The sequence below is a fragment of the Pelagicoccus mobilis genome (assembly GCF_016595505.1).
Lineage (GTDB): Bacteria > Verrucomicrobiota > Verrucomicrobiia > Opitutales > Opitutaceae > Pelagicoccus > Pelagicoccus mobilis.
In genome coordinates this window covers 107175-121837 of record NZ_JAENIL010000021.1, presented here as the reverse complement: position 1 = coordinate 121837, position 14663 = coordinate 107175, and the positions used below count along the sequence as shown (strand labels likewise).

Here is a 14663-nt window from a genome sequence, read left to right as displayed (position 1 = left end):
GTTCGACATGAAACTGCGCGAGTGGAGGGCGGTTTTTTTAGCGGGACCGGACTCTGTTGTTTTAATTCTTCTATGCGGGAGCTTTTACGGTTTGTAGAAGCTCACGTCCGAGCGCTTTGACGTAGTCGGGGCTGAACTCTCCGTTGGTCACTTTTGCGATAAGCTCTTTCTGGAGCTGGTAGTCCTTGTTCACGATGCCGGCATGACTTTGTAGCATTCGCCACGCTTTGCGGCGCTCCACGCAGAAGAGAACCATCTGGCGGCTCATCTTCATTGGGATGTGCTTCCCGTTTCCTGCGTCGTATTTGATGTAGACACCAAAGTCCGGGATGTAGGCGAGGCTTTTCGGGTCGGTGAAACGGCGGTTGACTATGTCTTGCTGAGTGACGCGCACAAGCACGTCCTCAAGGTGGTCCATGCGTTCGACTTCTTCCGGATTCGCTTTTTTGATATGTTGCCGAAAGCGAGCTTCGGTACAGGCCCAGTGTGCGATCGTGAAGGAGTAGACCTCACCGCTTTCGCTGTATTTGGCCTGCCACCAATCACGGTCCACATGCTTGTTTCCCTTGAGGCTAAGTGTCTCCTGGTAGGATTCGCCGAGTTGCGGATTGAATACGAACTCAGGCAGGCAGCGGCTTTCGCGGGCGAGAGTCGCTTGGTTCGTAGCCATGTTGTCTGCCACCCCGTGTTCAGGCTGGCACGTTGTGTAGCATTGGAAGAAGGCGGTACCGCGGTATTTCAGTCCCTCGAGGAGCGAGGTGTAGAGTTTTGCGGAATCGGCCATTGAAACTTGAGCGAGGTAAGGGGAGCCGTGCCCGTTGAGGAAACTCTCGGCGATGTTTTTCATCTCGTTGAGTTTTCCTTGTGATGCGGCTCCTGCTTGATTCATGTCGAAGCCGCCAGTCATAGGGCTGTGATCCGAGTTTTGACCGCCTGTGTTTGAATACACCTGAGTGTCGAGCATGAGCATCTTCACGTTAGGGCGATTCTGTAAGATGACTTTGGATACGTTTTGATATCCGATATCTCCCATGCCTCCATCGCCACCGACGCACCAGACTTTGGGCAGCTCCTTGATCTCTTGGTCGGTCATGAGAGCGTCGGTGAAGTGCGTGTAGTTAAAGTAGTAGGCTTCGTCGAGCAAGTCTCCGTCTAGGAGGTGATCGATCATGCGCTCCGGGATTATGGAGCGGCGAGCGTTGTCGACCATAAAGCTTTCGCCCATCATCCAGCTAATGGTCGCTCCATCCTGGAAGAGGGAGTTGAGCCATGGGTAAGGGTGTGGGTTGTTCGGCGGTGTTGAGCCGTATACGGTGTTGCAACCTGTGTGAGCTCCCATCGCCATGACTGACATGCCGTTGGCGAGTCGTCCGTCTATCGACTGCAACTGCTTGTGATTAAACGCTTCTGTTTCGAGAACTTTGGAAATGGCGTCGACTAGCTCGGTATCCGAAATCTCACCACGAGCTGCGAGGCGCGAGTCGGTGTCCACTTTTGAGTCGCCACCTAGCCCCATGATGACATGAGTGACGATCCGCTTCCACGTTTCGTAGGCTTGAGTGTCGCTTGCAGCCAGTTCGTCGAGCTTCTTGCTTCCGATCTCCCTTAGCTGAGCGACCTTTTGTAGAAGTCGATCTGCCTTCTTGTGGAAAACGGGACGCATGTAGGCTTCTGTGACTGAAGCGAGCGCGTGGAGGACTGGCTTTTCTCCGCAACCCGCGCACGCTCCATCGCCTGAGACGAGGGCCTCGTAGTTGCGATTGACCATCATGTGGTTACGCCAAGCAGCTGGTCGGGACTCTTCGGGCGCGTCGTCCTTGTAAAGGCCAAGGTACTTTTGGTTGGTGTCGGGGAGGAGTTTGAGGAACTCGGTTGCGGAGAGGATCTCTGCGTTGTATTCCTCGGTGTCTTCGACCATTCGCAAGGCGTCGTGGTCTCCGCATTCCTCGACGCATAGGCCGCACCCTTTGCAGAGATCGGAAACGAAGATGGAGAATATGCCGCCTTTGCCTTTTTCTTTTCTTTCGAGGGAGAAGAAAACAGCTGGTACCTTAAGGTAGGCGAGAGGGAGGATTTTTAGGAGTGCGTCGAGTTCGTCTGCAGCGTCCGAGGAGATTTTTTCTTCTTGTCGTACGATTTCCATTACGAGATCGCGTACGGATTCGCCTTCCTTCTTCTTGGCGTTGTCCTTCATGCGATCGCGGATGGCTTCGTCTACGTCTGGGATGGCGGCTGCGATGAGCTTTCGCTGTTCGGGCTCGCGAACGTAATTGTCGACTGCAGTACGCAAAATCGTCTGCAGGTCTTGTGCGGTGTTCGGAAGCGCGGTGTCTGGACAGGAGGTGATGCACTCCATGCACTGCGTGCAGTTTTCAGCGTAGTACTTGGGCGTTTCGCGACGGGATCCGTATTTGGAGGCGGTCGCTCCGGTCGCAGATGCCATGACGCCGACTGCAGATAGAGGGGAGGCGGGTTGATCGTATCCTAAGCCAGCCCGAAATTCCGAATCAAAGGCTTGAGTGCGGTACATTGGGTTGCCGTCAGGCTGATCGGCGTGGGGAGTACATCCACAGGCGCCTCCGCAGTCGGTGTTCGGGAGTAGCATTTCGCCACGCATCGCGGAGAAGTCAGGCGCTTCTATGGGACCGTAGGGAACTTCGAGGAGCTGAGCTCCGCCTTGGTTCATTACTTCCATGTTTGAGTCGACCACGGCATCGCCAAACTTGCCGAACTTCTTGTTGTACTGGGCTCGGACAACTGTTTTGAAATGATCCTCGTCGATTCCGAATGTATCCAAAAATGGGGACACTTTGAAGAAGGCTCCGAGGAAGGAGTTTCCCTGCATGCGGAGCTGGAGGTCGGGACGAGGGGTAGCCTGTTTGGCGATGTTGAAGCCGGGGAGGATGAAAACGCGGATTTTTTTGTCGATGATCTCCTGGCGGAATTTGGAGGGAATTCGTTGCCACGCTTCTTTAGGGGACTCGGCGGATTCCCAAACGAAGGCTCCGCCTTCGACGAGACCTTCTATCGGGTTTATGTGAGTAAAGGCTTTGGGGTCGCAGCAAAGGACGACATTGACATGTTTCAGGTCGCAGTTGACTCGGACACGTTCAGGAGCGGCTGTGAGGAAATATTCTGTAGGAGCTCCTTTCTTTTCCGAACCGTACTTAGGGTTGGCGGATACGTGGACGACTTCCTTGGGGCGGCCGTCTTCTTCGAATTGCTGGTCTCGCTCGGCTACATAGGTACCGAGTTCTCCGATGATTTCGGCGAGATTCTTGCCGGTGGTGATCATGCCCCAGCCGCCAATCGAATGGAGGCGTACGGCAATGGCATCATTGGGAAGGAGGGACGGCTTCTCGTCGGAACAAACTGAATACGGGTGATCGACTCCCAGGTTGAAGAAGGTGATGCCGTCAGCTGCGGTTTTGCCATCTTGACGGGCTCGGCTTTCGGCGACGAATTCGTAGGCGCCGATGATGTGCTCTGGGCGGAAGTCTCTCGAACCTAAGCCGTAAACGCCTGAAAAGTTACGGGGCGCTTCGTTACGCTCCATTGCTGGAAGATCGTCACGACTTGGGAAGCTCGGGTTGGTGGTTGCTTTTGTGAGGGCGCCACGAATATCCCGCGCGAGTGGGTTGTCGCCAGATAGGGGCTCGTCTGTGCGTTCGAGAATTATGCAGGCTTTTTTGCCGCGAAGCGCATTAACGACGGCGGCTTGTGGGAAGGGGCGAATGACGTTGATGTGCACGGATCCCACTTTGACGCCTCTGGTTTCGCGTAGGTGATCGACTGCGGCTTCGATGTTTTCTGCGGCTGAACCGAGAGATACGAAGGTGTATTCGGCGTCGTCGTTGCGGTACTCGGTTACGAAATTGTAGTGGCGGCCGGTCAGGTTGCCGAACTCGTTGTAGGCGTCTTGGATGAAGCCGAGAATGGGCTCTATAAAGTTGTTTCTTCGAGCGACGACGCCGTTCATGTAATGCTCCTGGTTTTGAACGGGGCCGATCAGGGCGGGGTCGGCGAGGTCGATTACCTTAGGAATACGGCGGCGCGTGGGGCCGAAAAGCTGCTTTTGAGCTTCGGTGGGGCATTCGATGATGTCGTTGGGGGCCCCTAGGAATTCCCTGAGGAGTTCAGATTCGTGCTTGAGGAAGGTACGTTCCAAGTGCGACGTCAGGAAGCCGTCTTGGATGTTCATCCCGGGGGTTAGGGCTTTTTCGGTGACTTTTCGGAGAATGACAGCCTGATCGGCTGCTTGTTGGGCGTCTTTGGCGAACATCATGATCCAACCTGTATCGAGAGCGGAGTAGATGTCGTCGTGGCCGCAATGGACATTGAGTGCATGTTTGGTCAGCGCTCGGGCGGCGACTTCGAGGACCATGGTGGAGAGTTTCCCTGGGGCGTGGTAGTACTGCTCGATTCCGTAGACGATGCCTTGTCCTGAAGTGAAATTGACGGTTCGTTTGCCAGTGACGGACTGGGCGATGGCTCCTCCTTGCGCGGCGTGCTCTCCCTCCGTCTCGATGGCGAGAGTTGGTTGACCGAAGACGTTCAGTTGTCCCTTCGCTCGTGCGAACTCGAACATTTCGCCCATTTCGGTCGAGGGCGTGATCGGGTAGAATACGCCAGCTTCGGCGATTCGCGCTTCAGTGTAGAGCGAAACCAACTGGTTGCCGTTGGTAGTGACGCGAATGCCTGGATATTTCGGTTTAGAAGCGATCATGGTCGTAGGAGTCCTTGGTGAAGCGGTTTGGTGCAGCGAGTTTAGCGGGTGCTAACTATACCTCGGATTGCGTTTCTTGCGACTTCCGCGGAACGAAGTGACGAAAATTGTGAGCCGCTCCAGTTTTTAAAGAATAAAACATCTTTATTTAGAATTATGTGGGTAGATTAGCGGACAGGGGGTGGATCAGCTGTGGATGAATTCGCTCGCAACGCGTCGAAATGAATCCTCGAACGCAGAGATGAGGCTTGAACAGTTCCGGTAAGCTTGTCGTGTTACACGCTTTACAAAGCAGATGGCTGGACAAATACAGGACGGGCTCGGACGAGTTTTAGAAGGAAACGTAAGCATGCTTGAGAAGGCGATGTCGGCGTTTGGCGAGGTGGCAGTGGATCAAGACTGGAGCGCGGACGAGCCAGCTCCTCGTATCGAAAAGCCGCGAACGATCGCTCGTCCGATGGAAGTCAGCGCTCCGGGGACGTTTTCCAAGAATGCGATCAGGACTCTGCGACTGGAGCCGACTGAAATGTCAGGCTGGTGGCTGCAGCGGAGCGATATTCCCGATTCGCTGCCAATCAAGGTCTCGATTCGCAACGTCTGGACCACTGGTGAGATCGTGAGTAACATCGTGCTTCGCTCCGGTTCCTCGCACAACTACGTGCGCTTGGTGGAGCATATCATCGCCCTGAAGGCGGGAATGGACGTCGACAATTTGCTGATCAAGCTCGATTCCGGAGATCCGCCGCTTTTCAACGAAGGCAGCAAGGAGTTGGTCGAAGCGATCAATTCGGCGGGCCGCAAGGAGTTGGAAGGCAAGGTTCGCTACTTCACAGTGAAGGAACGCGTGTCGTTGCTGACCCCGCACAATGGTGTGCTGCTGATCGATCCGGCGGATGAGGGCAGTTTGTCTTTGGACATCGATTGCGTGCGCGATTTTCCCAATGCCATAGGCAAGCAGCGTATTCGGTTCGTGAACAACGAGCGTTCTTTTCTGCATGGTTCGACAGCCCGTACGAATACGACAGCTCGTCAGAAGTTTTTGGTGTCGACGGTCGGAAAGCTGTTCCCCGAGTCGCGAAACCTTGGATACAACAGTAAGAATGTTCTGATAGCCGGGAAGAGTAAGTACAGCAATACGCCGACGCACATGCACGAGGGAAAGTCGCTTGAAGCGGCTTGGCATCGTGCGGTGCTGGATTTGCTGGCGGCGCTGGCATTGATCGACGAAGGGCGCTTTGTAGGGAAGATCATCGACTACAAAGGGGGACATTATCCGGATGTGGAGATGGTGAAGCTTCTGTATGCCCACGACCTTCTGGTGGAAGTCTAGATGTCCCTCGAAGAAAGCTGCTAGGATCGGTTTGTAGAGGCCGATCTTAGTGTAATCTTTTTTGACTTTTTTCTAAAGTTCACGGTTACGCAGTCGAATGAGTAAGGGATCCTAATGGATATTTAGGTCCGCACCCTAAGCGGTCCTGACTTCGGCAAGCGGGCTTAGCCCCACGATGGCACGCATGTTGAAGGGATTGATAAGACGCACTCAGGTTTTGGATACAAGAGTTACGAATTATCACCCTCCAATTAAACAGACATGCAAAAGAAACTAGCGACATCCATCGTATCCGTATTAATATTTATAGGCGCGTCCTTCGCGGGCACTGCCAAATCAGAAGGCGAGACGCCGCAAGATGGGCTGAAGGCGATCGTAGAATTGTATAAGAAGCAGGATTGGGAAGGGTTGGTAAAGCAACGTTGTCTCGATACGAAGCATGCCGATTCCGAGGCAGCAGTTCAGGAGTTGGTCGCTAATTTGAGTTCACAATTTTCGGAGAAGGACACGCTTTCGGCGCTTGTCGCTTCCTATGAGGCCGCCCTCGCAGCGGAACCTAAGGTCAACGCCGAAGGCAAGGTGGCGATCTTCGCGAGCGAAATGGGATCGGTAAAGCTTTCCAAGATGGAAAACGGGGTATGGGGGCTACGTTTCTAGTCCCGTCTCCGGTTTAGTTCATTACGGGTATAGTTCTAGTTTGTTTGATCTGAAGTGCCTCCGGGGTTGGTAGCCCGGAGGCCTTTTTTTGTACTTAACCCGTTGTGATTATAGTCTAGGGGCGGAGTAAAAATTTGATCAGGCAGGCAACCTGCCGTTGACTTTACGGGGAGCTTTCTTTGGTTCGGCCCGCTCCCCGAATGAAAGTCGTCCTTGCCGAAAAACCCTCTGTTGCCCGCGATATCGCCAAACATCTGAAGGCGACCCAACGTCACGATGGTTATCTCTCGGGAAGCGATTGGGCGGTTACCTGGGCCTTTGGCCATCTAGTGGAGCTGAAGGAGCCAGAGGAGTACCGTCCGGAGTGGAAGTCGTGGAAGACCAGTCTGCTGCCGATCATTCCTGATCAATTCGAATTGCGGGCTCGAGGGGATGATGGCGCGAAGAAGCAGCTTGGCGTGGTAAAGAAGCTTTTTTCGGAAGCGGAAGAGATCGTGTGCGCGACGGACGCTGGACGAGAGGGTGAACTCATTTTCCGTTATATCCTTGAATGGGCGGGATGCCTGGGAAAACCGATCAAACGACTTTGGATTAGCTCGCTTACGGGTGCTGCGATCAGCAAGGGGTTCGCTAACCTGAAGGAGGGCGCTGAGTTCGACACTTTGCACTTTGCGGCGCGTTGTCGAAGCGAGGCGGACTGGATCGTTGGGATGAACGCGACTCGGTATTTCACGGTTGAATACGGGAAGCGTAATCTGCTTTTGAGTCTTGGTCGTGTACAGACGCCGATTTTGGCCATGATCGTCGGTCGGGATACGGAGATCGAGAATTTCAACTCGGAAGATTTTTGGGAGCTGCATACCGAGTGCCGCGAGACCAAGTTCAGGCACACGGGCGGGAAAATCGAAAAGGAAGAGGACGCGAAGGCCTTGCTAGCGAAAGTGGATGGGCAGCCGCTTGTAGTGAGCGATGTGCAGCAGAAGGACGAGCGGACGAATCCTCCACTGCTCTTCGACTTGACGGAGCTCCAGCGGGAGATGAATCGTCGTTATGGTTTTACGGCGGATCAGACTTTGCGGATTGCCCAGAACCTGTACGAGCAGAAGCATATCACCTACCCGAGAACGGATAGCCGCTATCTATCGACCGATTTGCAGCCGACGATCGCTCCGCTATTGAAACGATTGGCTGCTCTGAAGGAGAAGGAAATTGCAGCTCTAGACTTGGAGAAGCTCTCCTTCAGCAAGCGAATCGTGGACGACAGTAAGGTTTCGGATCACCATGCGATCATTCCCACGGATGATCTACCGGGGAATCTGAACGAGGATGAGTCGCGTGTCTACGAGGCTGTTTTGTTGCGATTGATTTCAGTATTCTACCCGCCGTGTATTAAGGCGGTGACTACGGTTGAAGCCAAGGCTCAGGAGGAGACTTTCAGGGCTAGGGGAACCGTTTTGAAGGATGCAGGATGGCAAGCGCTTTATCCTCTGCTTTTTGCAAAAAGTCCGGCTAAGAAAACAGCCAAAGGAAAAGGCAAGGCGGCTGCGGAGCCGGCTACCATGCCCGACTTCCAAGTTGGCGAGAGCAATTCGCACAAACCGAGTATTGAGAAGTTTAAGACGAATCCGCCGAAGCGATTTACGGAGGCGACGCTTTTGTCTTTGATGGAGACAGCGGGTAAGATCGTTGATGATGAGGAGCTCAAGGAAGCCCTTAAGGACAAGGGGGTTGGCACGCCAGCAACACGTGCGTCGATCATTGAAGTGCTGATTCAACGCAAGTACGTCGAGCGTAAGAAAAAGAACCTCGTGAGTACGGATTCTGGACGGCATCTCATTTCGCTGATTCAGGATGAGCGCTTGAAATCGCCGGAGTTGACGGGGGATTGGGAGTTTCGTCTGAAGAAGGTTGAGCGTGGCGAGCAGGATCCGGCGAAGTTCATGTCGGATGTGGTCGAGTACACGAAAGAGATTCTGGCCAACGATGCGGGGAAGACGGTCGACCTGAAAAACCTAGGGCCTTGCCCTAAATGCCGAGCTCCGGTCATACGAGGCAAAACTGGATACGGCTGTTCGAAATGGCGGGACGGGTGTAAGTTTGTTATCAAGGACGGAACCTTGGGGCTTGTTTTCCAACCTGCTTTGATGCGAGAGCTGTTGTACAACGGTCGTACCCTCGAGCCTCAGCCGATTGAGGATAAAGGGAAGAAATCTTTAGGATTTGTGATTCTCGGTAGTCGTGGCGCTCTCAAGTATGAAGTCGTGCAAGCGACTCAGGATACGGGGGGGAGCGAGAAGTTTGGCGATTGCCCGCTTTGCGCCAGCGCGATTGTGGAAGGGGCAAAAGGGTATGGATGCTGTAACTGGAAGAACGGGTGTCGCTTCATTGTTTGGAAACAGGTCGCCCAGAGAGCGATTTCTCCAGAAGAAGCCAGGCTGCTCCTTGAGAAGGGGGAGACGGGGGTGCTTGATGGCTTCAAGTCGAAAGCCGGCAAAGAGTTTAGCGCTAAGCTGAAAATCAAGGGCGACAAAGTACAATTCGACTTTAGTTGAGGTGCTCGCATTCTATTGGAAGAATGTCGATTGCATGCATTAAGATTGGTTTTCTTGATACGCGTCCTACTTTGGCCGGCATGACTGATGTCTATGACTTGAGAGCGTATCCATTTACTAGTGGTAAGTGACCACTGGATACTGTCTTTCGAGCGATGAATTTTGCTCGGTCTTGTTTTTGAACAAGCTGGGCGCTACCGCTAGATCCGAGGGATAGGGGTTGCGACTTTTCGTAGCCGCTATCCCTCTTCTACGGTGCGGCGGCGGAAAACGTAGAGCTTTTGCCCGAGGAAATTCCAGCAAGCCCAGACGAAGGTGGCGAAGAGGAAGGCGGGATTTGAAGCCGCCGGATCCGAGGCCGAGAGATCGTGCACGATGCTATTGATCACCCAGCCGGTCAAATAGAGCAGCCCAAAGCGAAGTGGTTCGCTCGGGTGGAATCCGCGGTTTCTGAAGGTGAAGTATTTGTGGGCGAAGTAGCCCCAGAAAAAGATGCAGGCGAAACTGATTCTTTTGGACCAGGAGCTGTCCATACCGGCTAAAACGCTCAGTAGCGTGTAAACCCCGTAGTCGATGGACAGCGAGATTCCGCTGACGATCAGGAAACGCCAGATTTGAGCGAGGGTTTTTCGAGTTTCTTCCATCGAGGGTTTGCGAAATGAGTCGGGAAAAGTGCGGTAGTAATTGAGAGGGCGGCCTAGAGGCAAACGATTTTTGCTGTGACGGTCGTTTGTAACTTCTGTTCCAAGTCGGGTCGCAGTTTGACAAACGGCTCCGGCACCGCATCTAGTCCAAGCCAATCGTTATGAAGAGTTTTAAGGAATTAGGCGTATCTGCGGAATTGATCAAAGGGATCGAGGAGAAGGGCATTCTAGAGCCGACTGAGGTTCAAGAGCTTGCGATCCCGTACTTGTTGCAGAACAAGGGCGATTTCGTCTGTCAGGCGCAGACCGGTACGGGGAAGACGGCGGCTTTCGGGTTGCCCGTTTTGCAAAAGATCGATCCGGATTTGAAACAGGTACAGGTCTTGGTGCTCAGCCCGACGCGCGAACTTGCCAAGCAGATCGCCAAGCAGTTGTTCCACTACACGAAATACACCGCGAAAATTTTTACCGAAGCGGTTGCGGGGGGAGAGAAGATCGAGAGGCAGGTTGAGGCTCTTTCGCGTCCCACGCATATCGTGGTGGCGACTCCGGGGCGTCTGATCGACCTTCTGAAGGCGAAGGCAGTCGACCTTTCAAATATCGACACTCTTATCTTGGACGAGGCGGACGAGATGCTCAGTCTCGGATTTAAGGATGATCTCAACAAGATCCTCGAATTTACGCGGGGAGCGAACAATACGTGGCTCTTTTCGGCGACAATGCCAAAGGGGGTCCGAGCGTTGATCGACAAGTACTTGTCTCCAGATTCGGAGCGTCTGACCATCGACCGCAGAAATCCGGTAAACAAGAATATCGAGCATTGGTTTACTGTTTGCACGATCGAGGAGAAGCCGGACGAGATTGCGCGTTTCATTAAAGCTCAAAAGGGGCAGCGCGGGGTGGTCTTCTGCCGTTCCAAGGCGGGAGCCCAAAATATTGCGGAAGCGTTGGTGGAGCGCGGATTCGAGGTGGGCGTCCTGCAAGGCGATCTTTCCCAGAAGGATCGCGACAAAGTGATGCGTGGCTTCCGCAAGGAACGTACGGAGGTGCTTGTGTCGACGGACGTTTCCGCTCGTGGAATTGACGTGGAGGGGCTCGGCTACGTGGTGCACCATCAGTTGCCGGACCAGATCGAGTACTACACGCACAGAAGCGGACGAACTGCCAGAGCGGGGCGTAAAGGGGTCTCGATGGCGTTTGTGACGAAAGGCGATTTCAAGCGAGTTCGTGAGATCGAACAGGAGCTCCATATCAAGTTTCGCCAGATTAAGCGGGACTAGACAGGGCGAGCTGACACGACCGAGTGTTTGCGGGGGGGGCCGTTTTTGGTTCACAATTTTAGGGATCAAGGGTTGAGTCTGTGACTTACCCCTGAATCCCCATTATAATGAACCCAACTCACGTTGCCCGCGTTTTGGCGCTCGCAGTTAGCTGCCTGATATCTGTTCCTTCGATTTTTGCCCATGAGGAGACGGGGGAGCGAATGGCGACCGCGGCGCGTGCGTTGATCGATTCGGTCGAGGGTGATGCCTTAGATCGCTTGCAGAGAGAGTTTGGCGAGAATCGAAAGAACTGGCACTTTGTCCCACGTAAGCGAGATGGTCTGGTGCTAGCGGAGATGGATGAGACTCAGCGAGGGCTGGGGTTGGAGCTCTTACGCCAAGGTTTGAGCGAGCAGGGGGTGCGCACGGTTGAGGACATTCGTGAGCTGGAGGCGGTGCTGCAAATTTTAGAAGGGCCGGATCGCAACTTTGAAAGGGATTCAGAGGATTATCACTTTTGGATTTTTGGTGAACCGGGTGCAGAAATCTGGGCTTGGAGGTTCGAGGGGCATCATGCTTCGATTAACGCGACTGTCGTGAAGGGAGAGGGAGTCTCGATGACCCCGACCTTCCTAGGAGCCAATCCGGCGGAAGTGCCAACGGGAGAGCGGAGAGGATTTCGGGCGCTTCCGAAGGAGGAGGATCTAGCGTTTGAATTGGTTGAGAGCTTCGATGCAGAGCAGAGAAAGAAGGCGATATTTGATACCAAGGCGCCCCGCGACATATTTACGGGAGCTCACCGTAAGGCGAAGCCGCTGCCGATCGAGGGAATTGCTTTTGATGAGCTGACCGCGGTTCAGGGCGAGTTGCTCTTCGCTATTGTGGACTGCTATTTGAGTCGCAATCGTTTGGATATTCGCGATGTCGCGCTGGCGCGGATACAGGAGGACGGCTGGAGCTCTGTCCGGTTTGGTTGGGCGGGACCGGTTGATCGCTCGAAAGGAAATTATTACTTCGTGCAGGGAAAACGTTTTTTGATCGAATACGACAACACACAGAACGGAAACAATCACATCCATTGTGTTTGGCGTGAGTTCGACGGGGACTTTGGCGAAGACCTGATCAAAGCCCATCGGGACGCTCACCAGCACTGAGCGAGGAATTTGGATACGAAAAAGGACGAAGCGTTTTCGCTTCGTCCTTTGGGAAAGTGTGTGCCGCTTTCTACTGGCGAGTTTTGCGTCGGATGGCTGCGAGTCCGATGAGTCCCGCAAGCATCAAGGTAGCAGTCGTGCCAGAGTCGGAGACTGGGCTTGGATCCCAGACTAGCTGGCTTTGGCCCTCGACCCATTTTTGCTTTCGTCTGCTCCACTTTTCGATGTTCATGACGCGAACTCCGGTAGTGTTCGGATCAAAATCCATTCGGGCGTTTGTGAAGCTGCTACCATTTTGAGCGATAGCTAAATCAAGGAAAATATTCCCGTTTGCTGAGTAATGTGAAGTTGATGTGGGATTGCTAATGAAAGACTTTTCGTCTTCCAGAGCCCAAATGGCTTTTTGCATCAAAGCGGAATTTCCAACTCGGTTGGCTGTGTAATTGATGCCAAAACCGCTGAAACCACTCCAGTCACCTAGAAGGGCTCCTTTGGCGAATAGCTCGAAGAGAAAAGCGGTTCCCTTGGAAATGGTGTCGCGACCAGGAGTTCCTGTGTCCAGGTTTTTTCCGCCGGAGGTAGCTGCAGTATCGATTGTGTATCGATATTTGCGATCTAGCTTAATGCTTTCGCTAACCTCTAGGCAGAATGTGTATTGATCAGCGGAAGTTCCAAACTCCAAGATATCTGCACGAAACTCTCCACCACCATTTGATTGGTTATTATTTGGAGTGTCGTAAAACTTTACGTTACCTGAAGACGGCAGCATTGCCGCGTCTGCAAGAGGTGCGATACCTGCCGCGGCGACGAGGAAGATCGTTAGCTTGGATTTGAGTTTCATGCGTTGTTGGGAGATTGGACTTCTTGTTGTTTCAAGGATCGTCGAATCTCGGTTTGAGGCAGGGCAAACCCTTTTCGGGAGTATGCGTAGGAATCGCTTAGATTCACTACTCTATCAGGGAATCCCTGAAGGGCGATTTGAGGAAATGCCTCCCAGCTTGTTTTCTAGTAGGAATCAAAGCTCCTCTTGAGAGGGAATTGAGGCACCGGAAGCTAGTAATTCTCCCTTTTTGAGGAAAAGTGTAAGACAGACTGACAGTCGGAGTGAGGTCGGCTTTGAGGTTCCAGCTAGAAATTAGGGGAATCTTGTAAAGGGGTGCTCTCTCTTCGCTCGATTGGCGAAGTCGCGAGCCGGTTTACCAGGGCTTACGGGCGTTGAGCTCGTTGAGGATCTTGTTTTTGAGGGCAGTTGGATCGATGGTGCCGATTTCGCTATAGACGATTTCGCCTTCGGGATTGATCAAAATGGTGTAGGGGGCGACGCCTTGCCAGTTGGGATCGAAGGCGTCGATGAGCGGTTCGCGTTTGGGTGAATCGAAGAGCAGGTTTTGGTTAGAGGCTTGCTTTTTCTTGAGGAAGGCGAGGACGCGATTCTTTTCGTCTGGGCGGTTCATGGATACGGAAATGAACTCGAATTCGCGGTGTCGGTACATGCGGTTGATGGTCACGAATTCGTCGAACTCGGCTATGCAGGGAGCGCACCAGGTCGCCCAGAAATTGATCAAGCGGAACTTTGCTTCGCTACCTTCTGTAGGCTTGTTTTCTCTCAAGGCAGTGAGGCCTTCTGGGCTTACCAAGTCGATTTCCACCGGTTCTGCCGCGAGCTTCTTCATGTAGTTTTCGACGAGATGGGCTTTGCCGGCCCATTTGACGGAGCAGCCTACGACTTTGGTTTGGGCGACTGTTGGTTGTTTGCCGGAGAGCAGCGAATCGATTGCGTTCCGGACGTAATTTGTAGTGACATGCTGGGGACGTTCCGAGTCGTCGATTGCTCCTGCGTATCGTAGCTTACGATCGGAATCGAAGAGGAATACATGAGGGGTGACAAGGGGGCCGTATTGGCGAGAGACTTCTTCGTCGTCCCCGTCGTAGAGGTAGGGGAAATTGAATTCGCGCTCTATTGCGTGCTCTTTCATCTCCTCGAAAGAGTCGCCCCTGACTGCCCAGCCGAGCTCGTCTAAGCGGACGGACGCTGGGTCGTTCGGGCTGATCGCGACGAGAGCGAGATCTTTTTCGCTGTAGTCGGTCCTGAGTTTCTTGATACGCTCTTCGTAGTATTGAGCGGTTGGGCAATGGTTGCAGGTGAAAACCACCAGCAATAAATCTGAGTTCGCAAAATCAGAGAGCTTCCAATCCTTCCCGTCGACGCCGGGAAGATTGAACTCAGGCGCGTCCGAGCCGAGCTCTAGCGGGCGAGGGTGTTCGGCCGCGACGAGTAGTTTCGCGGAGATGAATAGAAGGCAGAGGGCAACGGAACGAGACAGGGTATTCACAAGCG

The 14663-nt window shown here is 53.5% G+C and carries 9 protein-coding genes; 5 read left to right on the top strand and 4 right to left on the bottom strand.

Going from position 1 to position 14663, the window contains the following annotated elements:
- Positions 1-70 precede the first annotated feature (70 nt).
- Positions 71-4726 carry a 2-oxoacid:acceptor oxidoreductase family protein gene (locus JIN87_RS12795; RefSeq protein ID WP_200355960.1) on the bottom strand — a complete coding sequence of 1552 codons (4656 nt, stop codon included), beginning with the start codon at positions 4724-4726 and terminating at the stop codon, positions 71-73.
- A 295-nt stretch (positions 4727-5021) separates the two neighbouring features.
- Between JIN87_RS12795 and JIN87_RS12790 the strand changes: the two genes are divergently transcribed.
- The 3 genes from JIN87_RS12790 to JIN87_RS12780 all read left to right on the top strand — a co-directional run bounded on the left by JIN87_RS12790 (position 5022) and on the right by JIN87_RS12780 (position 9265).
- The gene (locus JIN87_RS12790) at positions 5022-6056 is read left to right on the top strand and encodes a UDP-3-O-acyl-N-acetylglucosamine deacetylase (protein WP_200355959.1); all 1035 of its coding nucleotides are present in this window, start codon (positions 5022-5024) and stop codon (positions 6054-6056) included.
- A gap of 261 nt (positions 6057-6317) precedes the next feature.
- Complete coding sequence (locus JIN87_RS12785) at positions 6318-6713, top strand: hypothetical protein (RefSeq protein ID WP_200355958.1); 396 nt, start codon at positions 6318-6320, stop codon at positions 6711-6713.
- Positions 6714-6913: 200 nt separating this feature from the next.
- Positions 6914-9265, top strand: a complete 2352-nt coding sequence (locus JIN87_RS12780) for a type IA DNA topoisomerase (protein ID WP_200355957.1) — start codon at positions 6914-6916, stop codon at positions 9263-9265.
- Between the two features lie 239 nt (positions 9266-9504).
- Here JIN87_RS12780 and JIN87_RS12775 read toward each other — a convergent pair whose 3' ends face one another.
- On the bottom strand, positions 9505-9909 hold the full coding sequence (locus tag JIN87_RS12775; protein WP_200355956.1) for a GtrA family protein: 405 nt from the start codon (positions 9907-9909) through the stop codon (positions 9505-9507).
- 161 nt (positions 9910-10070) lie between these two features.
- On the opposite strand from JIN87_RS12775, the gene JIN87_RS12770 reads away from it, so the two are divergent.
- Both JIN87_RS12770 and JIN87_RS12765 read left to right on the top strand, forming a co-directional pair.
- On the top strand, positions 10071-11189 hold the full coding sequence (locus JIN87_RS12770) for a DEAD/DEAH box helicase (protein WP_234033389.1): 1119 nt from the start codon (positions 10071-10073) through the stop codon (positions 11187-11189).
- Between the two features lie 107 nt (positions 11190-11296).
- Positions 11297-12325: a DUF3500 domain-containing protein gene (locus tag JIN87_RS12765; RefSeq protein ID WP_200355955.1), complete on the top strand. Its 1029-nt coding sequence runs from the start codon at positions 11297-11299 to the stop codon at positions 12323-12325.
- Between the two features lie 70 nt (positions 12326-12395).
- Here the strand turns inward: JIN87_RS12765 and JIN87_RS12760 are convergent, their stop codons facing one another.
- Positions 12396-13166, bottom strand: a complete 771-nt coding sequence (locus JIN87_RS12760; RefSeq protein ID WP_200355954.1) for a hypothetical protein — start codon at positions 13164-13166, stop codon at positions 12396-12398.
- 355 nt (positions 13167-13521) lie between these two features.
- The gene (locus JIN87_RS12755) at positions 13522-14658 is read right to left on the bottom strand and encodes a redoxin domain-containing protein (protein WP_200355953.1); all 1137 of its coding nucleotides are present in this window, start codon (positions 14656-14658) and stop codon (positions 13522-13524) included.
- Positions 14659-14663 lie beyond the last annotated feature (5 nt).

Excerpts from the sequence above, each read along its gene's own strand:
- JIN87_RS12780 (WP_200355957.1), top strand. The coding sequence starts at position 6,914 with ATGAAAGTCGTCCTTGCCGAAAAACCCTCTGTTGCCCGCGATATCGCC.
- JIN87_RS12785 (WP_200355958.1), top strand. The coding sequence starts at position 6,318 with ATGCAAAAGAAACTAGCGACATCCATCGTATCCGTATTAATATTTATA.
- JIN87_RS12765 (WP_200355955.1), top strand. The coding sequence starts at position 11,297 with ATGAACCCAACTCACGTTGCCCGCGTTTTGGCGCTCGCAGTTAGCTGC.
- JIN87_RS12795 (WP_200355960.1), bottom strand. The coding sequence starts at position 4,726 with ATGATCGCTTCTAAACCGAAATATCCAGGCATTCGCGTCACTACCAAC.
- JIN87_RS12790 (WP_200355959.1), top strand. The coding sequence starts at position 5,022 with ATGGCTGGACAAATACAGGACGGGCTCGGACGAGTTTTAGAAGGAAAC.
- JIN87_RS12775 (WP_200355956.1), bottom strand. The coding sequence starts at position 9,909 with ATGGAAGAAACTCGAAAAACCCTCGCTCAAATCTGGCGTTTCCTGATC.
- JIN87_RS12760 (WP_200355954.1), bottom strand. The coding sequence starts at position 13,166 with ATGAAACTCAAATCCAAGCTAACGATCTTCCTCGTCGCCGCGGCAGGT.
- JIN87_RS12770 (WP_234033389.1), top strand. The coding sequence starts at position 10,071 with ATGAAGAGTTTTAAGGAATTAGGCGTATCTGCGGAATTGATCAAAGGG.